Origin of the sequence: Lutibacter sp., assembly GCF_030692605.1 — a bacterium.
Taxonomy (GTDB): domain Bacteria; phylum Bacteroidota; class Bacteroidia; order Flavobacteriales; family Flavobacteriaceae; genus Lutibacter.
Map to the genome: position 1 here is coordinate 13885 of NZ_JAUYUD010000002.1, position 23056 is coordinate 36940.

General features: G+C 30.0%; 23 protein-coding genes and 1 tRNA gene. 15 read left to right on the top strand and 9 right to left on the bottom strand.

Going from position 1 to position 23056, the window contains the following annotated elements; genetic code table 11:
- Positions 1-43: 43 nt before the first annotated feature.
- The 4 genes from rpe to xrtF all read right to left on the bottom strand — a co-directional run bounded on the left by rpe (position 44) and on the right by xrtF (position 2782).
- On the bottom strand, positions 44-706 hold the full coding sequence (gene rpe, locus Q8S45_RS00070; RefSeq protein WP_305600087.1) for a ribulose-phosphate 3-epimerase: 663 nt from the start codon (positions 704-706) through the stop codon (positions 44-46).
- Positions 707-779: 73 nt separating this feature from the next.
- Positions 780-1643 carry an RNA polymerase sigma factor RpoD/SigA gene (locus Q8S45_RS00075; protein ID WP_305600089.1) on the bottom strand — a complete coding sequence of 288 codons (864 nt, stop codon included), beginning with the start codon at positions 1641-1643 and terminating at the stop codon, positions 780-782.
- A gap of 171 nt (positions 1644-1814) precedes the next feature.
- Positions 1815-2252 carry an exosortase F system-associated protein gene (locus Q8S45_RS13905; protein ID WP_371132947.1) on the bottom strand — a complete coding sequence of 146 codons (438 nt, stop codon included), beginning with the start codon at positions 2250-2252 and terminating at the stop codon, positions 1815-1817.
- A complete protein-coding gene (gene xrtF / locus Q8S45_RS00080) occupies positions 2249-2782 on the bottom strand; it encodes an exosortase family protein XrtF (protein ID WP_305600091.1) in 534 nt (177 codons plus the stop codon). The genes Q8S45_RS13905 and xrtF overlap by 4 nt, the downstream gene beginning before the upstream one ends.
- 38 nt (positions 2783-2820) lie before the next feature.
- On the opposite strand from xrtF, the gene Q8S45_RS00085 reads away from it, so the two are divergent.
- The 7 genes from Q8S45_RS00085 to rodA all read left to right on the top strand — a co-directional run bounded on the left by Q8S45_RS00085 (position 2821) and on the right by rodA (position 10521).
- Complete coding sequence (locus Q8S45_RS00085) at positions 2821-3273, top strand: GAF domain-containing protein (protein ID WP_305600093.1); 453 nt, start codon at positions 2821-2823, stop codon at positions 3271-3273.
- A gap of 162 nt (positions 3274-3435) precedes the next feature.
- Positions 3436-4962: a bifunctional phosphoribosylaminoimidazolecarboxamide formyltransferase/IMP cyclohydrolase gene (purH, locus tag Q8S45_RS00090; RefSeq protein ID WP_305600095.1), complete on the top strand. Its 1527-nt coding sequence runs from the start codon at positions 3436-3438 to the stop codon at positions 4960-4962.
- A 54-nt stretch (positions 4963-5016) separates the two neighbouring features.
- Complete coding sequence (locus tag Q8S45_RS00095) at positions 5017-6045, top strand: rod shape-determining protein (protein ID WP_305600097.1); 1029 nt, start codon at positions 5017-5019, stop codon at positions 6043-6045.
- A 19-nt stretch (positions 6046-6064) separates the two neighbouring features.
- The gene (gene mreC / locus Q8S45_RS00100) at positions 6065-6895 is read left to right on the top strand and encodes a rod shape-determining protein MreC (protein ID WP_305600099.1); all 831 of its coding nucleotides are present in this window, start codon (positions 6065-6067) and stop codon (positions 6893-6895) included.
- Positions 6888-7394: a rod shape-determining protein MreD gene (gene mreD / locus Q8S45_RS00105; protein WP_305600101.1), complete on the top strand. Its 507-nt coding sequence runs from the start codon at positions 6888-6890 to the stop codon at positions 7392-7394. The genes mreC and mreD overlap by 8 nt, the downstream gene beginning before the upstream one ends.
- Entirely contained in the window at positions 7394-9244 is a 1851-nt protein-coding gene (gene mrdA, locus Q8S45_RS00110; protein ID WP_305600103.1) for a penicillin-binding protein 2, read from the top strand. The genes mreD and mrdA overlap by 1 nt, the downstream gene beginning before the upstream one ends.
- Positions 9241-10521, top strand: a complete 1281-nt coding sequence (gene rodA / locus Q8S45_RS00115) for a rod shape-determining protein RodA (protein WP_305600105.1) — start codon at positions 9241-9243, stop codon at positions 10519-10521. Before mrdA ends, rodA begins: the two co-directional genes overlap by 4 nt.
- Positions 10522-10594: 73 nt before the next feature.
- Here rodA and rpsT read toward each other — a convergent pair whose 3' ends face one another.
- From rpsT to proS, 3 genes are all read right to left on the bottom strand, one after another.
- Positions 10595-10846, bottom strand: a complete 252-nt coding sequence (gene rpsT / locus Q8S45_RS00120; protein WP_305600107.1) for a 30S ribosomal protein S20 — start codon at positions 10844-10846, stop codon at positions 10595-10597.
- 23 nt (positions 10847-10869) lie between these two features.
- Positions 10870-10941, bottom strand: a tRNA-Glu gene (locus Q8S45_RS00125).
- 89 nt (positions 10942-11030) lie between these two features.
- Entirely contained in the window at positions 11031-12506 is a 1476-nt protein-coding gene (gene proS / locus Q8S45_RS00130) for a proline--tRNA ligase (protein ID WP_305600109.1), read from the bottom strand.
- Between the two features lie 107 nt (positions 12507-12613).
- On the opposite strand from proS, the gene Q8S45_RS00135 reads away from it, so the two are divergent.
- The 5 genes from Q8S45_RS00135 to Q8S45_RS00155 all read left to right on the top strand — a co-directional run bounded on the left by Q8S45_RS00135 (position 12614) and on the right by Q8S45_RS00155 (position 17488).
- The gene (locus Q8S45_RS00135) at positions 12614-13681 is read left to right on the top strand and encodes a hypothetical protein (RefSeq protein ID WP_305600111.1); all 1068 of its coding nucleotides are present in this window, start codon (positions 12614-12616) and stop codon (positions 13679-13681) included.
- 29 nt (positions 13682-13710) lie between these two features.
- Positions 13711-15066 carry an OmpP1/FadL family transporter gene (locus tag Q8S45_RS00140; protein WP_305600113.1) on the top strand — a complete coding sequence of 452 codons (1356 nt, stop codon included), beginning with the start codon at positions 13711-13713 and terminating at the stop codon, positions 15064-15066.
- Between the two features lie 97 nt (positions 15067-15163).
- A complete protein-coding gene (locus Q8S45_RS00145; RefSeq protein WP_305600115.1) occupies positions 15164-16054 on the top strand; it encodes a NifU family protein in 891 nt (296 codons plus the stop codon).
- A gap of 6 nt (positions 16055-16060) precedes the next feature.
- Entirely contained in the window at positions 16061-16789 is a 729-nt protein-coding gene (gene ubiE, locus Q8S45_RS00150) for a bifunctional demethylmenaquinone methyltransferase/2-methoxy-6-polyprenyl-1,4-benzoquinol methylase UbiE (protein ID WP_305600117.1), read from the top strand.
- 3 nt (positions 16790-16792) lie between these two features.
- On the top strand, positions 16793-17488 hold the full coding sequence (locus Q8S45_RS00155; RefSeq protein ID WP_305600120.1) for a porin family protein: 696 nt from the start codon (positions 16793-16795) through the stop codon (positions 17486-17488).
- Position 17489: 1 nt separating this feature from the next.
- Here the strand turns inward: Q8S45_RS00155 and Q8S45_RS00160 are convergent, their stop codons facing one another.
- Positions 17490-18212, bottom strand: a complete 723-nt coding sequence (locus tag Q8S45_RS00160; protein ID WP_305600122.1) for an RNA methyltransferase — start codon at positions 18210-18212, stop codon at positions 17490-17492.
- 75 nt (positions 18213-18287) lie between these two features.
- Between Q8S45_RS00160 and Q8S45_RS00165 the strand changes: the two genes are divergently transcribed.
- The 3 genes from Q8S45_RS00165 to accD all read left to right on the top strand — a co-directional run bounded on the left by Q8S45_RS00165 (position 18288) and on the right by accD (position 22902).
- Positions 18288-20765: a BamA/TamA family outer membrane protein gene (locus Q8S45_RS00165; RefSeq protein ID WP_305600124.1), complete on the top strand. Its 2478-nt coding sequence runs from the start codon at positions 18288-18290 to the stop codon at positions 20763-20765.
- 111 nt (positions 20766-20876) lie between these two features.
- The gene (fbaA, locus tag Q8S45_RS00170; protein WP_305600126.1) at positions 20877-21944 is read left to right on the top strand and encodes a class II fructose-bisphosphate aldolase; all 1068 of its coding nucleotides are present in this window, start codon (positions 20877-20879) and stop codon (positions 21942-21944) included.
- A 97-nt stretch (positions 21945-22041) separates the two neighbouring features.
- Positions 22042-22902, top strand: a complete 861-nt coding sequence (gene accD / locus Q8S45_RS00175; protein WP_305600128.1) for an acetyl-CoA carboxylase, carboxyltransferase subunit beta — start codon at positions 22042-22044, stop codon at positions 22900-22902.
- Between the two features lie 51 nt (positions 22903-22953).
- Here accD and Q8S45_RS00180 read toward each other — a convergent pair whose 3' ends face one another.
- The gene (locus Q8S45_RS00180; RefSeq protein WP_371132950.1) at positions 22954-23052 is read right to left on the bottom strand and encodes an IS3 family transposase; all 99 of its coding nucleotides are present in this window, start codon (positions 23050-23052) and stop codon (positions 22954-22956) included.
- Positions 23053-23056: the final 4 nt, after the last annotated feature.

A 23056-nucleotide genomic window follows, 5' to 3' on the forward strand; every position in this document is an offset into this window, starting at 1 on the left:
TCAGAGATTTTGAGCTGCTGCTTTTCAAATATTGATTTGAAAATTATTTAGAAGAAACTAATCTTTTTAAATCAGTAATAGTTTGAATCGGATTTTCACTTTTAAAAACAAAACTTCCTGCAACAAAGGCATCGACACCTGCTTCTGATAATTTTTCAATATTTTCAATAGTAACACCGCCATCAACTTCAATTAATGCTTTTGACCCAGCATATTCAATTAAATGCTTCAGTTGTTCTACTTTTTTAAAGGTATTTTCAATAAAACTTTGTCCGCCAAACCCTGGATTAACACTCATAATCAATACCAAATCTAAATCTACAATAATATCTTCTAAAACAGCAATAGGCGTATGTGGATTTAGAGAAACTCCAGCAAGCATACCTTCCGCTTTTATGGCTTGTATGGTTCTGTGTAAATGAGTACAAGCTTCATAATGAACCGTTAAAATATCGGCTCCAACATTTTTAAAATCTGAAATATAACGATCTGGGTCTACAATCATTAAATGAACATCCATTGTTTTTTTTGCATGTTTTTTAATGGCTTTAATTACCGGCATTCCAAAGGATATATTTGGTACGAACATACCATCCATAACATCAATATGAAACCAGTCTGCATCACTTGCATTTACCATTTCTATATCTCTTTGGAGGTTGGCGAAATCTGCAGCTAACATGGACGGAGCAATAATTTTATTCATCTTTTGTGTTTTGTTTACAAAAATATAATTTATAAAAGAAAAACGCTCGATATTTCGAGCGTTTTTCTTTTTTTTATCCTAAATAAGTTTTTAAAATTTTACTTCTAGAAGTATGTTTTAATCTTCTAATTGCTTTTTCTTTAATTTGTCTAACACGTTCTCTTGTTAAATCGAATGTTTCACCAATTTCCTCTAACGTCATTGGGTGTGCATCACCTAAACCAAAATATAATTGAACTACATCAGCTTCTCTTGGAGTTAATGTTTCTAAAGCGCGTTCAATTTCAACTTTTAAAGATTCATGCAATAAAGCTTTATCTGGATTTGGAGATTCTCCTGTATTTAAAACATCGTATAAATTGGAATCCTCACCTTCAATTAAAGGAGCATCCATTGATACATGACGACCAGAATTTTTCATAGATTCTTTTACGTCATTAACGGTCATGTCCAATTTTTTAGCAATCTCTTCAGCAGATGGAGGCCTTTCATTCTCTTGCTCTAAAAACGCATACATTTTATTAATTTTATTAATAGAACCAATTTTGTTTAAAGGCAACCTTACAATACGAGATTGTTCAGCTAGTGCCTGTAAAATAGATTGACGAATCCACCAAACAGCATAGGAGATGAATTTAAAACCTCTTGTTTCATCAAATCTTTTTGCTGCTTTAATTAATCCTAAATTACCTTCATTAATTAAATCTGGTAATGTAAGTCCTTGATTTTGATATTGTTTTGCAACCGATACAACAAAACGAAGGTTCGCTTTTGTGAGTTTTTCCAATGCAGCTTGATCTCCGGCTCTAATACGCTGAGCTAATTCAACTTCCATTTCAGCGGTAATTAAATCAACTTTTCCTATTTCTTGTAAATATTTGTCTAATGATGCGGTTTCTCTATTAGTAACCTGCTTGGTAATTTTAAGTTGTCTCATTTAAAACTTTGTATTTTTATTAGGGTGTCATTATAGTATACGCAGATATTTGATTAATGTTACATAATAATACAAGTAATATTTTTAATAAGATTAATTAAAATTAATTAAAGATGCTAAATATTATATTCAATTTTTTATATAATGCTGATAATAAGCTAAATACAGAATTTATTTATCGCTATTTAATAAGTTTTGATAAAAAAAAGCAGGGATTAAAATAAATATAAATAATGGTTGAATTAAAAATCTTCTAACATAAAAAAGTGCTAATGTATTTTGAAAAACTTCTAATTTTAGAATTAAAAACAACGAAAGACTTAAAAAAATTAGGGCTAAGGCATAAAATTTTAGAGCAAATACTACATTTAGCCTGTTTTTAAAAATAACAAAGATTATAGATAATGAAATAAGTGTGTTTACAACATACCTACAAAAAACATGTAAAAAGTAGTTTGGGATATTTAAAGTTGGAATAGATTTATGCAAATAATCGTTTTTAAAATAGAGAATAAATGGGTCATAAAAAAAAGGTTCTATAAACGCTCGAACACTTATTAGAAGTCCAAATAAGAATATAATTAAAAGTAAGTTTAATAATTTTTTCATTTGGCAATTTTGGAAAATTTTTTAACCCAAATAATCCATAAAAGAAAAGTTGCTCCATAAATTAAAGTTGGAAATAAAATTTCGTGCAAGAATTTTTCATATTCGGGATATTTGTATAATGCAATGGTAATTATTGCAATTCGGAATATATTAAAGATGTATATGAAGGAGCTTCCAATAATAATAAAAAAAAATGTTGGTTTAAATTTATTGGCAAAGGAAATTATAAAGGCAATGAATAAAATAATAATACTAATGGCGTTGCAGCCTTCAATTACACGTGCAATTACGTGATTATTAATCATTAAATTTACAGATAATTCATTTGCATGTTGTTCATAGGAAATGTTATATCCTAAATTTTTTAATAAATAATTCGTTTGTTTTGCTACATTACTGGTAATTGGATCACAGCTAAAGATGGTTGTGTTTTGAGTGTTTTTAAGGTAAATAGAATATAGCAGAAACAATAATAAATAGGTTCCGAAGAATTTCACTAAAAATAATAGTATGGTTTTATTACTTTGCACTAAAAGAATTTTATTTTTGCATAAAATTACAATTTAATATGAATACTACGATCCTTAAAAATGCTATTTTGGACATTGTTGAAAGTAATAATACCATTTCGTATAAACTTCAAACCATTTGTGATTATTTAAAAACTGAAATTGAGCATTATGATTGGGTAGGTTTTTATTTTAGAAATGGAGAAAAAGAAGAATTAATTTTAAAGGAATTTGCTGGAGAACCAACCGAACATGTTGTTATTCCTTTTGGAAAGGGGATTTGTGGGCAAGTAGCCGTGAGTAATAAAAATTTTATTGTTCCAGATGTTTCAGCACAAGACAATTATATTTCGTGTGGATGGAAAATAAAAAGCGAAATAGTGATTCCTATTTTTGTAAATGGCAAAAATATTGGCCAAATTGATATTGATTCACATCTTGTAAATCCGTTTACTTCAGAAGATGAACAGTTGTTGGAATTTATTTGTGGCGAAGTATCAAAATTATATTAAATACTTTTTTATACTAATTCTCTGTTATAATTGTTTATTTATATGGAATGGGATTATTTGGTAAGTACTTAAGTGGTATTTTAATCAAATAAATTCCTTCTATTTTGTATTGTTAAAGCAAATGGTAATTAGTAGCTTTGCCACTCAATAAAAAAAACTAAAATGGACACCTTCTCTAAAGCTAAATCTGCATTAATCTCTGTTTTTCATAAAGATGGATTAGAACCAATTATTCAACAATTAAATAAATTGGGTGTAACTTTATATTCAACAGGTGGTACAGAGAACTTTATTAAAAGTTTGGGAATTCCAGTAGTTGCAGTTGAAAATTTGACATCGTACCCTTCTATTCTTGGAGGAAGAGTAAAAACATTACACCCAAAGGTATTTGGCGGTATTTTAGCAAGAAGATCCAATGAAAATGATAAATACCAACTCGAACAGTACGAAATTCCTGAAATAGATATTGTAATTGTAGATTTATATCCGTTTGAAAAAACGTTGGGTGGTAATGCAACTTTAGAAGCAACTATTGAAAAAATTGACATTGGCGGAATTTCATTAATTAGGGGTGCTGCCAAAAATTATAACGATGTAATTTGTGTTTCGTCTACAGATCAATATCAGGAGTTTTTGCAAATAATATCTGATCAAAATGGGGCAACTACGTTGACACAACGTAAAAAATTTGCTTCTTATGCGTTTTCAATTTCTAGTCATTACGACACAGCAATTTTTAACTATTTAAATGAAAGTGACACATGTTTTAGAGCAAGTTTTAATAATGCCACAACGCTTAGATACGGAGAGAATCCCCATCAAAAAGGAATATTTTATGGTAATTTAAATGAGCTATTTGATCAATTGAACGGCAAGGAATTATCTTATAATAATTTATTGGATGTTGATGCTGCTGTAAATTTAATTGGTGAATTTAAAAATGAATTACCAACATTTGCAATTTTAAAACATAATAATGCGTGTGGATTAGCCCAAAGAGAAACATTAAAAAACGCTTATTTAGATGCTTTATCGGGTGATCCTACTTCTGCTTTTGGAGGTGTACTTATTTCAAACCAAACAATAGAAAAAGATACCGCCGAAGAAATAAATAAATTATTCTGTGAAGTGGTTATAGCTCCGGCCTATTCAATGGATGCTTTAGAGATTCTAAAAAGTAAAAAAAATAGAATCATTTTAATTCAGAAGGAAGTTAAAATTCCACAAACTCAATTTAGAACCGCCTTAAACGGAGTCTTATGGCAAGATAAAGATTTGATAACTGATTCAAACAATGGAATGACATATGCCACAACTTTACAACCTTCAAAAAATGAATTAGAAGATTTGTTTTTTGCTTCAAAAATATGTAAACACACCAAATCTAATACCATTGTTTTAGTAAAAGATAAACAGCTTTGTGCGAGTGGAACAGGGCAAACAAGTAGAGTAGATGCATTAAACCAAGCAATTACTAAGGCTATAAATTTCAACTTTAATTTACAAGGCGCTGTTATGGCGAGCGATGCCTTTTTTCCATTTCCAGATTGTGTAGAAATGGCCCATAAAGAGGGAATTAGTGCTGTTATTCAGCCAGGGGGGTCAATAAAAGATCAATTATCAATTGATTATTGTAATGAAAATAAAATGTCGATGATATTTACAGGAACTCGTCATTTTAAACACTAATTTTTAGTAACTTTGTACGATTTTAATATAAAAAATATAAAATAAAAAGGATACATGGGTTTTTTCGATTTTATGACTGAAGATATCGCCATTGATTTAGGTACTGCAAATACCTTAATTATTCATGATGGTAAAGTTGTTATTGATGCTCCGTCAATAGTAGCAATAGATAGAAACACGGGGAAAATAATTGCAACTGGTAAAAAAGCTAGTTTAATGCAAGGAAAAACACATGAAAGTATTAAAACAATTAGACCATTAAAAGATGGTGTAATTGCTGATTTTGAGGCTTCGGAACAAATGATTAAGGAGTTTATAAAGAGTATTCCTTCAATTAAAAAACGTTTTTTTGCACCTTCACTTCGTATGGTAATTTGTATTCCTTCTGGAATTACAGAGGTTGAAAAACGTGCCGTAATTGATTCTGCAGAGCATATGAATGCTAAAGAAATTTATTTAATTCATGAGCCAATGGCAGCAGCAATAGGTATAGGAATAGATATTATGCAGCCAAAAGGAAATATGATTATTGATATTGGCGGAGGGACTACTGAAATTGCAGTAATTGCCCTTGGTGGAATTGTTTGTGATAAATCTGTTAAAGTTGCTGGAGATGTATTTACGTCAGATATTGCTTATTATATGAGAACTCAACATAATTTATATGTGGGGGAACGCACAGCTGAAAGAATAAAAATTGAGGTTGGGGCAGCTACTGAAGATTTGGAAACGCCACCAGATGATATGCTTGTTCAAGGTCGCGATTTATTAAGCGGAAAGCCAAAACAAGTTCAAGTTTCTTATAGAGAAATTTCAAAAGCACTTGATAAATCAATTCTTAGAATTGAAGATGCGGTTATGGAAACTTTATCTAAAACACCACCAGAATTAGCCGCAGATATTTATAATACTGGTATTTATTTAGCTGGAGGGGGATCTATGCTTAGAGGTCTTGATAAGAGATTATCGAGAAAGACTGATTTACCAGTATATGTTGCCGAAGATCCGTTAAGAGCGGTTGTTATGGGTACAGGAATTGCTTTAAAAGATCTTGAAAAATATCAAAATGTATTAATGAAATAGAAGTTTCTAAGCCTAAACTATGCAGCAATTATTTTATTTATTAAAGAAGTTTAAATACTTACTGCTTTTTATTTTCTTAGAAATTATTGCTTTAATTTTTACATTTCAATACCATAATTATCATCAAAGTAAATTTATTAATTCTGCCAATTTTATTACTGGTGGTATCTATAAAAAGGCTAACACTGTTTCTGAATATTTTTTTCTGAAAACTGAGAATCATCGTCTTGCAGAAGAAAATATAAAATTAAAAAACTTATTAAATATTAAGGGAATTGATTACAGCAATCCCACATACATTTATAAAGATAGTGTTGAGTATTTTCAGCAATATGAATATTCCATTGCGAAAGTTATTAATAATAATTATTCTAGTAAAAATAATTATTTAACAATAGATAAAGGTGCCTTGCACGGTATTTCAGAAGATTTAGGGGTTATAAATAGTAGCGGGGTTGTTGGGGTAATTAATAAGGTATCCAAAAACTATGCAACTATATTTTCAATTTTAAATAGCGGTTCTAAAATGAACGTACGCCTTAAAAAAAATGATCATTTTGGCACTATGGTTTGGGATGGGAAAAATCCAAACATTACTCAAATTGTTGACCTTCCTAGGCAAGCATTATTAAAAGTTGGAGATACCATTATTACAGGTGGAAAATCAGCTATTTTTCCAGAAGGAATTAATATTGGAATCATTGAAGAAATTGAATTAAAAAATAATTACTATTCAAAAATAAATGTGAAGTTGTTTAATGATATGACTTCATTGGGTCATGTTCAAATTATTAAGAACTTTAGAAAGGAAGAAAGACAACTATTAGAACTAAGTGTGAATAATGAATAATTTGGCTTTAAATAATTTCATTCGTTTTTTTGGTTTAATATTACTTCAAGTATTTGTTTTAAATCAAGTTAACTTGTTTGGTTTCGTAAACCCAATGGTTTATATTTTATGGGTTGTTCTTTATCCAATTAAAAAAGAACAAGGAACTTTTTTATTGTTAAGCTTTTTACTGGGTATTTTCATAGATATTTTTATGAATTCTGGTGGTATAAATGCTGCTGCAACACTTTTTATTGCATTTATTAGAATGCCAATTCTTAAAATGATTTTAGGTAAATCTGATTTTGACTTTGTTTCGTTTAATCTAAGAGCAATTGCATTTAATAAAGCCTTTTTTTATATTTCGTTTTTAACTTTTCTTCATCATTTTATTATATTCGGATTGGAATATTTTAGTTTTTCAGAATTTACATCAATAATTTCTAAAACTCTTTTAACAAGTATTTTTACTATATTAATTAGTATTATTGGTATATTGTTGTTTTCTAAAAAGAAGTAATGAAAAGAGTCGGATTATTCCCTTTTTTAATAATTTTTATAGGTGTAATATTTGTTGTTCGCTTATTTTATTTGCAAATTTTACCAAACAAATATCAATTGCCTGCTTTTAATAATTCGGCTATTAAGGTAACTTATGATTATCCTGAGCGTGGTTTTATTTATGATAGAAATGATGTTTTATTAGTAGCTAACCAACTTACCTACGATATTATGGTAATTCCTAGAGATGTGATCGAGTTAGATACCATTGAGTTTTGTAATTTAATTAAAATTACAAAAAATGAATTTTTGGCAAAAATGGCAAAGGCAGTTAAATATTCAACACGTATTCCTTCTACTTTGGTAGCGCAATTGTCAAAAGCAGATTTTGCTTTTTTACAAGAAAAAATGCATAAATTCAAGGGTTTTTATATTCAAAGACGCTCCTTGAGAGAATATCCCATAAATTCAGCTCCTAATGTTTTAGGGTATATTAGTGAAGTTGATGACAATATTATCAATAATAATGCGTACTATCAAATGGGCGAACTTATTGGAACTGCAGGTGTAGAAAAAACATATGAAGAAATTTTAAGAGGGAAAAAAGGAGTAAAATTTATTCAGCGAAATAGATTTAATAAAGAAATTGGGCCATATAAAAATGGATTATATGATACTTTGCCTGTTGCGGGAAATGATATAACTTTAACAATTGATTCAAAATTACAACAGTATGGTGAAGCTTTAATGGCGAACAAAAGAGGAGGTATTGTAGCAATTGAACCTTCAACGGGTGAAATATTGACTTTAATTTCAATGCCAACCTACGATCCAAATTTAATGGTTGGGAGAGAACGATCCAAAAACTTTTCTAAATTATATTTAGATGTATATAGTAAACCGCTTTTAGATAGGGGATTACAAGCACAATATCCTCCTGGATCACCTTTTAAAATTATGTCAGCTTTAGCAGCGCTGCAAGAAAATGTAATTACTACTAAATCTGTAGTTTATTGTTTTGGTGGTTATAAATACGGTTCAAGTGAAAAGGCGTTTATGAAATGCCATTGTGATACCTATGGGAGTGCTGTAATGTTGGACAAAGCCATTTACAGATCTTGTAATAGTTATTTTGCGACAGCTTATAGAAAAGTTATAGAAAAATACAGAAAACCGTATGATGGAATGAATGCATGGAATAAGCATGTTGAAAGTTTTGGACTTGGGAAATATTTAAATAATGATTTGGCTGTTGGGCAAAAAGGATTGATTCCAAATGGTGATTTTTACAACAAATTTTATCCAAATGGCAGATGGAGGGCATCTACAACTATTTCAAACGGAATAGGGCAAGGTGAGGTGCTAACAACACCAATTCAGCTTGCTAATATGACGGCTGCCATTGCCAATAGAGGATTTTATTTTACACCTCATATTGTAAAAAATATTAGAGGAAAAAATTTAGATAAAAAATATACCGAACCTATTTACACTACTATTGATACTAAGCATTTTGATCCTGTAATTGAGGGATTGTTTAATGTATTTGAGCAACCAAATGGAACAGCTCGAGGGTCTCGAGTTGAGGGCTTACAAATTTGTGGGAAAACAGGGACTGCTGAAAATCCACATGGTCAAGATCATTCTATATTTATTGCATTTGCACCAAAAGATAATCCAAAGATAGCCATTGCAGTGTTCGTAGAAAATGGATATTGGGGGTCTAGATGGGCGGTACCAATTGCTACTTTAATGATTGAACAATATTTAAAAGGCGAAATCAGCCGTATCGATACTCAAGAAAGAATGTATAATGGTAGTTTGGAAGATGAATACAGAAAACAAAAGGTGGTAGTTAAAAGAAATTGAGAAGTAGAAAGGATAATATATTTTATGGAATTGATCGGACATTAGTCTTGTTCTACCTTATACTTATTTTTTTAGGATGGTTAAATATTTATGCAACAACTATTTCTATTTCTGAAAATGGAGACTCATTTAGTTTTGCAACTGAATATGGGAAGCAACTTATATGGATAGCCTTGAGTTTTGTGTTAATTATGTTTATTTTTCTACTGGAATCAAGATATTTTGAAAAGTATGCTTCAATTATTTATGTAATCACCGTATTATCCTTGGTTGGGTTATTTGTTTTTGGTAAAAATATAAATGGTGCTACATCTTGGTATAATTTAGGAATGACAAGCATTCAACCATCAGAATTTTCAAAGGTAGCAACTGCACTTGCAATGGCTAAACTTCTGAATGACAAGCAACTAAACCTTAAAAAAACAAATACTCAAATTCAGGCATTGTTATTATTATTAATCCCCGCAATTTTAATTATTCTTCAGCCTGATCCAGGTTCAGCCTTGGTTTATGGGTCCTTTATTTTTGTTTTATATAGAGAGGGTTTACCGGTGTATCACTTTTCATTTGGGGTTTTGTCATTGGTTTTATTTATAACAACTTTGATTTTTGGTTCAAATAATACCATTATAGGTGCCATTGCAGTTTTTGGATTCATTTTATTGTATCTATATTTATATAGAAGTAAAGCCTTAAAAAGAGGTTGGATTAGAATGGTGGGAGCTTTCTTTATTTCAATTTTATTTATTTTTAGTGTTGAATTTGTGTTCAATAATGTATTTGAACAGCATCATAGAGATCGATTTAATATTCTATTTGAAAAAACGGAAGATACTAAAAGTATAGGTTATAATACCAATCAATCAATCACTACAATTGCATCTGGAGGGTTCTTTGGGAAAGGTTTTTTACAAGGTGAAAGAACTCAAGGAGATTTTGTGCCTGCACAACAAACTGATTATATTTTTACTACCGTAGGTGAACAGTGGGGGTTTATCGGAAGTACGATTTTAGTAGCAATTTTTATACTTTTTATTTTGAGAATAATCAAAATAGCTGAAAGGCAAAAATCAAAATTTAGTAGAGTTTATGGGTACAGTGTTGCGGCAATTTTGTTCACACATTTCACTATAAATATTGGAATGGTAATAGGTATTCTTCCTACTATTGGTATTCCATTACCATTTTTTAGTTATGGTGGTTCTGCATTGTGGGGATTTACAGTATTACTTTTTATACTAATTCGATTAGATGCTAACAGAACCTATGAATGGTAAATATATCAAAAAGGACTAATAAAAAAAAACACCACAATTGTGATGTTTTATTATTGTAAAAGTTTATTTAATACTAAAGTGCAGCTACGTGCTTAGCCAATTTAGACTTTAAGTTCCCAGCTTTATTTTTATGAATTATATTTTTCTTTGCTAACTTATCAAGCATAGCAACCACTTTAGGAAATAAAACCTCAGCTTCTTTTTTCTCGGTTGAAGCGCGTAAATTTCTAACAGCATTACGAGTAGTCTTATGCTGATATTTGTTTCTTAATTGTTTTTCGCGATTACTTCTAATTCTTTTTAATGCTGACTTGTGATTTGCCATTCTAATTTTTTATTTAATTATTGTAGTCCGTAGGGGAATCGAACCCCTGTTACCAGGATGAAAACCTGGCGTCCTAACCCCTAGACGAACGGACCATTTACTGTTTCATTGACTAATTTTATTTCATCAACGCGGATGCAAATTTACAACTATTTTTCAATCTGCAAAATATTTCTTTAAAATTTTAATATGCTTTGGCGAAAAGGACTCTTTGCTCAGATTTTGCTCCGGTTAGCACGCATTTTCCGTCTTCTAATTTATTATTTAAAGGAATACATCTGATGGTTGCTTTAGTCAAATCTTTTATTTTTTCTTCTGTTTCAGGTGTGCCATCCCAATGTGCAGAAACGAAACCAGCTTTGTTATCTAATACATCTTTAAACTCTTCGAATGAATTTACTTCAGTAATATGTGTTTCTCTATAGTTTAACGCTTTATTGTATAAATTTTCCTGGATATCAATAAGCGTGTTTTCAACAAAACTTACAACTTCATTTTGTGAAATTGTACGTTTTTCATGAGTGTCTCGTCGTGCAATTTCTAAAGTGCCTGCTTCTAAGTCTCTTGGCCCCATTGCGATCCTTAATGGAACTCCTTTTAATTCATATTCTGCAAATTTCCATCCTGGTTTATAGGTAGTACGATTGTCAAATTTCACTGAAATTCCTTTTGACCTTAATCCTTTGGTTATGTCATTAACTTTTTCAGAAATAGCATCTAATTCTTCATCTGTTTTATGAATAGGAACAATAACAACTTGAATAGGTGCTAAATTAGGCGGTAAAACCAGCCCTAAATCGTCAGAGTGAGTCATAACCAAAGCGCCCATTAAACGAGTTGAAACACCCCAGGAAGTTGCCCATACATATTCTCTTTTTCCTTCTTTTGAGGTGAATTGAACATCAAATGCTTTTGCAAAATTCTGCCCTAAAAAATGTGACGTTCCAGCTTGTAATGCCTTCCCATCTTGCATTAAACCTTCAATACAATATGTTTCTTCTGCACCTGCAAATCTTTCACTAGCAGTTTTTAAACCTTTAATAACGGGCATGGCCATAAATTTCTCAGCAAATTCAGCATAAATATCTAATATCAATTCAGATTCTTCAACAGCCTCTTTTTTAGTGGCATGAGCCGTATGGCCTTCTTGCCATAAAAATTCAGTGGTTCGTAAAAATAATCTTGTTCTCATTTCCCAACGTACCACATTCGCCCATTGATTTATTAGAAGCGGTAAATCTCGATATGATTCAATCCATCTTTTATAAGTATCCCAAATAATAGTTTCAGAGGTTGGTCTAATAATTAACTCTTCTTCTAATTTTGCTTCAGGATCTACAATTAAACCACTTCCATCTTCGGCATTTTTTAAACGATAATGTGTAACAACGGCACATTCTTTAGCAAATCCTTCTACGTGAGCGGCTTCCTTACTTAAATATGATTTTGGTATAAATAATGGAAAATAGGCGTTTTCATGACCTGTTTCTTTAAACATTCTATCTAATTCGGCCTGCATTTTTTCCCATATTGCATACCCATAGGGTTTAATAACCATGCACCCTCTAACCCCTGAATTTTCAGCTAAATTTGCTTTTACTACAAGTTCATTGTACCATTTAGAATAGTCGGTTTCTCTCTTCGTTAATTTGTTACTCATAATTAAAAGTTTGGCATAAATATTGCACCTTTTTTAATGGAAAAGTGCTAAATTTCGACAAAATTAGTTTTTTTTAAATAGTTCAACAATAAAAACATCAAATGATTATGAAAGCTATAAATTCAATTATCCGCAAATATGTCTCCTTAAGTGTTTTATTAGTTGTTATTGTTAGTTTACAAAGCTGTGGTAGCTATCAAAGTATTTATAATTATGATGATGATGGTATATACGGTTCAAAGGAAAGACCTATCGAGCGAGAAGTTGTAATTGTTGAGAATGAATCAACATTCGATAAAAGTTATTTTTCTCGACAATTAGAAGATTTAAAAGGTATTGATGCAAACGATACGTTTACTGACATTGATTCTTATGGGTATGAAGATGAAGAATATTATGATGAAAATAATTACGATGCTCCATGGGAATATACAGGTAATGTAACAATAAACCTTAATTCGGGGTATGATAGTTACCAATATTACGGATATAATCCGTTCTATTATCCATATTATAATTCGTACAATTACAATTATTACAATCCTTGGAGAGTAAGATTTTTTAATCCTTATTATGGGCCAAGTTATTATTATGGATACGGATATAGCCCATATTCTTATGGTTATTATGGTGGATATTATTCAAATTATGGTTATTACAGTTATGGAAATTATTACCAAAATAATTACCTCAATAGGTATGACAGTTATGGGAAAAGAACGGCCAGATCAACTACTGTTAGAAATTCTGATAGAACGGCGGGTAACAATAGCAATAATGTAATTAGTTCAAATAGAAGAGGTAATTATTACGATACAAGTGTAAAAAGAAGTAGTACTGAAAACAACTCCAACAGAGCAAATAGTATTTACAGACAACCAACGGGTTCAAATCAAAATATATTTCGAAATCCAAATTCTAATTCTAATTCAAGATCTTCCAATACAATTCAACGAAACCCAAATTCAAATTCAAGATCTTCATCCACTAGAACTAGAAATAATTCGGCTATAGACAATTCCTCTAGTTCAAATAATAGCTCAAGTTCTTCAACCCAAGCCAGAAGTAGCAATTCGTCAAATAGTAGCAGCTCTTCAAGTAGTGGTTCGTCTAGCAGAAGCAGCAGTGGCAGTAGTTCAAGAGGTTCTTCATCTCCAAGAGGAGGTGGTAATTAAACATATTTAGAAATTTAATTTTATTCAAAATGAAAAATTTAGTTTTAATCGTAATACTTTGTATTACTTACATTTCTAATGCGCAGACCTTAAGTTATAATGATTTAGGAGTTTTGTTTGCTGGCGAACAAATAAATGGTACGGCAAGATATAATGGTATGAGTGGGGCATTTGGTGCTTTAGGAGGTGATTTATCTGCCATGGAAGCAAATCCTGCTGGCGCTGCAATTTTTGTCAACAGTGAATATTCTCTTTCTTTAGATATTAGAAGTAGTACAATTGGCTCTACATTTTACGGAACTAAGGAATTAACAGAAAATGATTATTTGAGTTTATCACAAGCAGGTGGAGTTTTTGTTTTTAAAAATTATAATCGAAATAATTCGGGTTGGGGTAAATTTGCATTAGGGTTTAATTATAGTAAAATAAATGATTTTGAAAATATGTGGATTGCAAGTGGAAATAGTGGATTTGCTCCTATTACTGATATTTATGATCCTTCTGTTATATACAATGTTTCTGATGGTCATTATTTTGAAAATATAACTGATGGAAGAAATAATAAATATTCATTTACAATAGCATCTGAATATAATGATAACTTGTATGTTGGTTTTGCAGTTAATACCTACGATATAGAGTATTCACAGCGGGTTTTAACTGATGAATATAATAGTGACGGAGGCGGAAATAAATTCGATATTAGCCAAACACAAGATTTAATAACCTATGGAGATGGTGTTTCATTTAACTTTGGACTTATTTCTAAATTAAATGAAAATATACGTATTGGTTTGGCTTATCAAACACCTGTTTGGTATAATTTGGCAGAGGAATTTGTTGAATATGATGTAGATATTTATGAAAAGAATGTAAATATAACCAATGAATATCCACCGCAAGACACCTATTCTGGTGTTAATGGATTTGAATATCAATTAAAAACGCCTAGTAAACTAACTACAAGTTTCGCCTATATTTTTGATAAAAAAGGGTTGTTAAGCGTTGATTATATTTATAAAAATTATAGCAATATTAAATTAAGTAATGGTAATTTTTCAAATGAAAATCAAGAATTTACTTCAGATTTAAAAAGTGTTGGAGAATTTAGAATAGGTACCGAGTGGCGTTTTGATGAATTATCCATTAGAGGAGGATATTTTACAGAGAAAAGTCCGTACAAAACATCAATTTCATCAGATAATATTGAAGGGTTTTCAATAGGTGCAGGGTATAAGTTTAGAGGCGCTAAGTTCGATGTTTCATATCAACAAAAAACAAATACAGCTCCATATAATTTTTACCCAGATTCTAATGTTGTAAATGGAGCAGAATTAAATTTTGAAACTTCAAAGGTGACAGCTACTTTAGTATTGAATTTATAGATTTTAAAAATTAAGATATATAGAAGCCTCTATTTTTGAGGCTTTTTTTATGTGATGCCTTAAATATGTTTTAGTACTTTTGCACAAATTAAAAATTATGGGAACTATTTCTTTAAATATTGAAAATACCAAAATAGCCACTATTATAAAATTTATATCAAATGAAATTTTAACTAGTGGAAGTCATCAATTTAATAATATTGATGAAGCCATAAAATCTCCATTGGCACAGCAATTGTTTTATTTACCTTTTGTTAAAAGAGTTTATATATCGACTAATTTTATTGCCATTGAACGTTTCGACATTGTTTCTTGGGATGATGTTCAAAATGAAGTAAAAGAGCAATTAGAGCTTTATTTAAATTCTGGTAAAGAATTAATTATTAATGAGGAAAACACACAAAAAATTCCTGTGGAAGTTTACGCAGAGGTTACACCAAATCCATCAGTTTTAAAATTTGTAGCTAATAAAAAAATTGTTGACTATGACTTTGAATTTAAAAATTCAGCGTCAGCATTATTAGCTCCGTTAGCTATTGAATTGTTTAAATTTCCCTATGTTAAAGAGCTTTTTATTTCTGAAAACTATGTTTCAGTTACCAAGGATGAGTCGGTGGAATGGGGAGAAATTACTGTTGAAATAAGAAGTTTTATTAGAGAATATATTGCAAATGGAAAAACAATAATTGATGGTGCAATTCCAATAAGTAAGGCAATTAATAATGATATCGAAAATGAATCTTTTGATGAAGTTTCGGCTCAAATTATAAGTATTTTAGATGAATACATTAGGCCTGCAGTAGCTTCTGATGGCGGAAATATTATGTTTCAATCATATGATTCTTCAAGTAAAACAGTAAAAGTAATTTTGCAAGGAGCGTGTAGTGGATGCCCTTCTTCAACAATTACTTTAAAAAACGGAATTGAAAACATGCTGAAGCAATTAATACCTGGAAAAATTGATCAGGTTGTTGCGGTAAATTATTAGGTTTAAATGAGCGAAAAAGTAAAACCATATAGCAATTCAAGTTTAGGAAAAAAAGAACAAGTAGCTAAAATGTTCGATACAATTTCAAAGGAATATGATGGTTTAAACCGTGTAATTTCTTTTGGTATTGATGTAAAATGGCGCAAAAAAGTAGTTCAAATTGTTGCTACTACCAATCCTAATTCAATTTTAGATATTGCTACAGGAACAGGAGATTTGGCAATTAATTTGATTGATACCACAGCTTCCAAAATTGTAGGAATAGATATTTCTGAAGGAATGCTTCAAGTTGGTCGGTCAAAAATTAAAAAATTACATTTAGAGAATACCATTGATATGATGTTTGGTGATTCTGAAAATTTGCCATTTGAAGATGAATCTTTTGATGCTATTACCGTTGCTTTTGGAGTTAGAAATTTTGAATCTTTGGAAAAGGGGCTATTAGAAATTTATAGAGTTTTAAAAACTGGAGGAACTTTTGTTGTTTTAGAAACTTCAGTACCAAGCAAAACACCATTTAAGCAAGGGTATAAATTTTATTCAACACAAATTCTTCCTTTAATTGGAAAAATATTTTCAAAAGATAAAGTAGCTTATAAATATCTATCAAATTCTGCGGCATCTTTTCCTTATGGAGAGCAATTCAACAATATTTTACTAAAAAATGGGTTTATAGCTGTAGAAAATAGACCGCAAACATTTGGAGTGGCTTCAATTTACGTAGCAAAAAAATAATTTATGAAAAAGGTAATTTTAATTTTATCTTTCATTTTGTTGAGTTGGACTGGAATGTTTGCTCAAAAAAAAGAGCGTGTTGAGTATCGTCAAAATTGGGATAAGCAAACTGTTTTTTGGGGCTATTATTTAGGAATTAACAGAAAAGAATTTAAAATTTCATATTTAAACAACACATCATTTGTTGATGTGGAGCCAGGTGTTGGTTTTGAAGTTGGGTTAATAGGAGATTTGAGATTACATAAAAATATAAGTTTAAGGTTAGAGCCAGGGCTGTCCAGTAACTCAAAAACCTTAGTTTATACTCAAATTCCTGGTGGAGAAAAAGACAGTTTACGACAAGTAAATGGAACTTATTTGAGAATTCCGTTGTTGTTAAAACTAAATGCCGATAGATACAATAATATTCGACCATATCTAGTTGGTGGGGTTTCGTATGATTATAATTTTTCAAGTAATCAAGACAATCCAAATGATAACTTCGATGGAGAGTTTAGAATGAAAAAAAATAATTTTACCTATGAAATTGGTGCTGGAATTGATATTTATTTACCGTATTTCATTTTTTCACCATCTATAAGAGGTGTTTTTGCTATTAATAACGAATTAGTAAAAGACAATAATCCAAACAGCCCTTGGACAGGTCAAATTGATTATTTTGGAACTAGAGGATTGTTTTTAAAATTAGCTTTTCACTAACTTAACGCCTAAATTCACTGAGTAAAATTGCCGTTGCCGTTGCAACATTTAAACTTTCTGTTTGCTTCAAATTTCCAAATCGAGGAATGGTAATTTTATGAGTCAGCTTTTGGATAATAGTATCACAAATTCCATTTGCCTCGTTTCCCATAATTAAAACAGCATTTTTAGGGAATGTTACTTTATGTACATTTTCACCTTCTAACATAGCACCATATATAGGAAGTTTGCAATTTGATAAATACTCGTGCAAATCAGTATAAAAAACATTAACTCTTTTTAGAGAACCCATAGAAGCCTGAACTACTTTTGTATTATAACAATCAACTGTATTTGTTGAACAAATTAAAGATGTAATTCCGAACCAATCACATAATCTAATAATTGCTCCTAAATTCCCTGGATCGTTTATTTCATCTAAAGCAAGTATTAATCCTTTGTTTTCAGGTCGGTTTTCAGAAGGTATTTTGAAAAGTGCCAAAACATTATTTGGATTACTCAGAGAACTTATTTTATTCAACTCATTTTCTGAAATTTGTTGAACTTTTTCATACGATTTATAACTAGAATCATCAACGCAAAAAAGTTGTTCAAGTTCAAAATTTGAATTTAAAAATTCAGCGACCCCTTTCGATCCTTCAACAATAAATAATTGAGTTTTTACACGATATTTCTTCTGTGAAAGACTTTTTATTAATTTTAATTGATTTTTGCTTAAACTCATTATATAATTTAAAAAATTTGTAATTTGGCAAAACTCTAGAGAGTTACTTTTGAAACAAATTTAAACGCTTATTTATTGAAATACAATTTTATAATAGTATTAATTTTTATTGGAATAACTGTAAATTTTATTTCGTGTAATACGGTTAAATATGTTCCAGAAAATGAAAATTTGCTTGTCAAAAATAGCATTTATATAAACGGTAAAAAAAATATAGATAATGAAATAAACGACTATATAGTGCAACGCCCTAACCAGCTTGTATTAGGAGTTCCACTACCACTTTATTTTTATAATCTTGCAAATGAAAAGTTTGAATCTGATTTTGAAAAGTGGAAAATTGAAAGTCCAAATTGGTATAATTTTACAACAAAAGTTTTTTCTGAAAAGCAGGCAATTGGACTTCGAAATTTCAAATTTAATACACACCAATGGATTTTAAAAAATGGGGAAGCTCCTGTTATTTTTAGTTCAAAAAAGGCGTTAATGACTTCAGAAAATTTGTTACAGCATTATTTTAATGAAGGCTTTTATAAAGCGAAAGTTGTTTTTGAAGATCGTGAATTAAAGAACCAAAAAGTTGCTGTAGATTATTTTATAGAAACTGACCAGCAGTATTTTATTGATACAGTTAGTGTGAGCATTGAATCTAAGGTTATAGATTCAATTTATAATAATCACAAAAGCAATTCATTTATAAAAAATGGTGATTTGTTTAAAATAGAATTATTTGTTAAGGAGCAAGAAAGACTTTCTACCTTATTTAGAAATTCGGGTATTTATAGGTTTAACAAAAATGCAATTAATTTTGAAGCGGATTCTTCATTTACAAAATATAAATCCAATGTTTTACTTTTAATAAACGACAGTATTACAAACTTACCGTATAAGGTTCAAAAAATAAGAAATGTTAAAATATATACCGATTACACTTATAATACTAGAGACGAGCCTATAAAAGACAGCCTTAATTATGAAGGTTATACCTTTTTAGCTCAAGATAAAATTCAATTTAATCCAAAATTGTTATTGAATTCTATTTTTATTGAACCTAATTCGGTTTATATGGATGAGACAAGAGAGCTTACCAGAAAACAATTGCGTGGTTTAAAAAATTTTAGAACGGTCGACATTAAATATAACGAATTTGAAAATGATGATCTTGAAGCATCTATTCTATTATCACCTTTAAAAAAATATGGACTAGGTTTTAATACAGAGTTAACACATTCAAATATTAGGCAACTTGGGATTTCGGGCAAATTGTCTTTTTTAAATAGAAATATTTTTAAAGGTGCAGAGATTTTAAAATTTTCTATTCAAGGTTCTTTTTTAGATTCGAAAGATGCAGCTGATAGTGAAAAATTACTAAATGCTTGGGAAATTGGTGCAGATGTTTCTATTGAGTTACCTAGATTTTTACTTCCTTTTGAATCTGAAGGAATTGTACCAAAATATTATTCTCCAAGAACAACTTTTACTTTAGGAACCAGTTTGCAAAAAAATATTGGATTAGATAAACAAAAATTCACAGGAATTGTGGATTATACATGGGAAACTTCGGACATAAAGAGTCACAGTTTTCAATTATTAAACGCCCAATATATTAAGAATTTGAATATTGGTTCTTATTTTTCAATTTATACTTCAGAGTATAATGATTTAAAGGATATACAACAAACTTATTTTCCAACTATTTCTCTTTCAAGAGATAATGCCATTGATTTTTTAAGAACAAATATCAATTCAAATTTTCAACAAACCAATCCTGAAGAATATCAGGCAGCAAAAAATATTGAAACACGTTATAATATTATAACTGAAGACGTTTTTATTCCATCCATGGAATATAGTTTTACAATAAATAATGCCGAAAATTATAAAGATACTGAGTTCTCCTTTTTTAGAGTTCGGTTTGTTTCAACAGGTAATGTTTCTACTATTTTAGCTAAACAGGAAGATTCAAATGGAAATAAAACATTGCTGAATACTCCAATTGCTCAATATATTAGAACCGATTTAGAATACAAAAAATTCTGGACAGTACATTTTGATAATGTATTGGCCTTCAGAAGTTTTTTAGGAATAGCAATTCCTTATGGAAATTCAAAAACAATTCCTTTTAATAGAAGTTATTTTATTGGAGGTTCGAACGATTTAAGGGCATGGAAAATTTACGATTTAGGACCAGGATCTACTAAAAGTGGGTTAGAATATAATGTAGGAAATTTAAAATTTATAAGTAGTTTAGAATACCGGTTTAAAGTTTTAAACAGTATAAAGGGTGCTTTATTTATAGATGCTGGTAATATTTGGGATATTACAAATTTAGATGTAACAGACTCCGATGCAAAATTTAATGGATTAAATTCTATAAAGGATATTGCCGTAGGAACAGGGTTTGGGATTAGGTACGATTTAAGCTTTATTCTTTTACGATTAGACATAGGGTTTAAAACATATGAGCCCTATTTTAATGGTAATAGCAAATGGTTTCAGAACTATAATTTTAAAAATAATGTATATAATTTTGGTATTAGTTACCCATTTTAATTTGTTCTTTTACTATTTCGATTTCGTTTTTTTCCCTTTGGTATGATAATTAAAACGTTTTAATCATTAAATTTGCTTAGAAAAATTTCATTAAATAAAACATAATATAATATGAGTCATACAATTAAACCAGGAGTTGCTACAGGAGACACTGTTCAAGAAATTTTCAGATTAGCAAAAGCTAAAAAATTCGCCTTACCAGCTGTAAATGTAATAGGTTCAAATACTATAAATACAGTGTTGGAAACGGCTAAAGAAGTTAATTCACCGGTAATTATTCAGTTTTCAAATGGTGGGGCTCAATTCAATGCTGGAAAAGGATTATCTAATGCAAATGAAAAAGCTGCAATTGCTGGAGCGGTTGCTGGAGCAAAACACATTCATGTATTGGCAGAAGCGTATGGGATTCCAGTTATTTTACATACAGATCATTGTGCTAAAAAATTGTTGCCTTGGATTGATGGTTTATTAGATGCAAGTGAAGAGTTTTATAAAGAAAATGGAGTTCCTTTGTATAGTTCTCATATGATAGATTTATCTGAAGAACCAATTGCAGAAAATATTGAACTTTGTAAAAAGTACTTACAAAGGATGAGTAAAATGGGTATGACCTTAGAAATTGAACTAGGAATTACGGGAGGTGAAGAAGATGGAGTTGATAATTCTGATGTTGATTCTTCAAAGCTATACACGCAACCTGAGGAGGTGGCATATGCTTATGAAGAGCTTAAAAAAGTGAGTGATAGATTCACAATTGCAGCGTCATTTGGTAATGTTCATGGAGTTTATAAACCAGGGAATGTTAAATTAACACCAAAAATTTTAGATAATTCTCAAAAATATATTGAGAAAAAGTTCAACACAGGTAGTAACCCTGTTGATTTTGTTTTTCACGGTGGCTCAGGCTCATCTTTAGAAGAAATTAGAGAAGCTATTGGGTACGGTGTTATTAAAATGAATATTGATACGGATTTACAATTTGCATTTACAGAAGGAATTAGAGATTATATGAATTCTAAAATAGATTATTTAAGAACGCAAATTGGGAATCCAGATGGAGATGATCAGCCAAATAAAAAACATTACGATCCTCGTAAATGGGTGAGAGAAGGAGAATTAACTTTCAAAACGCGTTTGCTTCAGGCATTTGAAGATTTAAATTGCATTAATACCTTATAAAATTTATTTATTTTCAAAAAACAAAGAGAACTATATTTTACGTTCTCTTTGTTTTTTTTGTTAATTTGCACTACTATTTTAATTAAAATAAAAATATATGTCATCTTGGTTTAAAAGAAAAGATAAAGGTATACAAACACCTACTGAAGATAAAAAGGACGTTCCAAAAGGGTTGTGGTACAAGACTCCAAGTGGAAAAGTTGTTGATGCCGAAGAGCTAAAGCAAAATTATTATGTAAGTCCAGAGGATGGATATCACGTAAGAATTGGGAGTGCAGAATATTTTGAAATTCTTTTCGATAATAATGAGTTTAAAGAGTTTGATAAGGATATGATATCAAAAGATCCATTAAATTTTACTGATACAAAAAAATATACTGAAAGGTTAAAAGAAGCATACGAAAAAACTAATTTAAAAGATGCTGTTAGAACTGCCGTAGGAAAATCTTACGGAAAAGATCTGGTAGTTGCTGCTATGGATTTTGCATTTATTGGTGGGTCGATGGGAAGTGTTGTTGGAGAAAAAATTGCAAGAGCTATCGACTATTCTATTAAAAATAAAATACCTTTTTTAATGATTTCAAAATCTGGTGGAGCTAGAATGATGGAAGCTTCTTATTCCTTAATGCAATTGGTAAAAACATCTGTTAAATTAGCACAACTTGCAGAAGTAGGTATTCCATATATTTCCTTATGTACAGATCCAACTACTGGAGGAACTACTGCTAGTTATGCAATGTTAGGAGATGTAAATTTTGCCGAGCCGAACGCATTGGTTGCTTTTGCTGGTCCAAGGGTTGTAAAAGACACCACTGGAAAAGAATTACCAGAAGGGTTTCAATATTCTGAATTTGTTTTGGAACATGGGTTTTTAGATAAAATAATTGAACGTAAAAATTTAAAAAAACAAGTAAATTTATATGTTGATTTAATTCAAAATCTTCCAATTAGAAAATAAAAAAAAGCGAGCAAATTTAGACTGAACCCAAAAAGTTAGACAAATTTATAATTAATTTTGACAATAATGAGCTCGATATTTTATCGGGCTCATTTTGTTTAGATTTGATTTAATTCTTTCGTTATTATAATAGTCTATATATTGTTTGATTTCA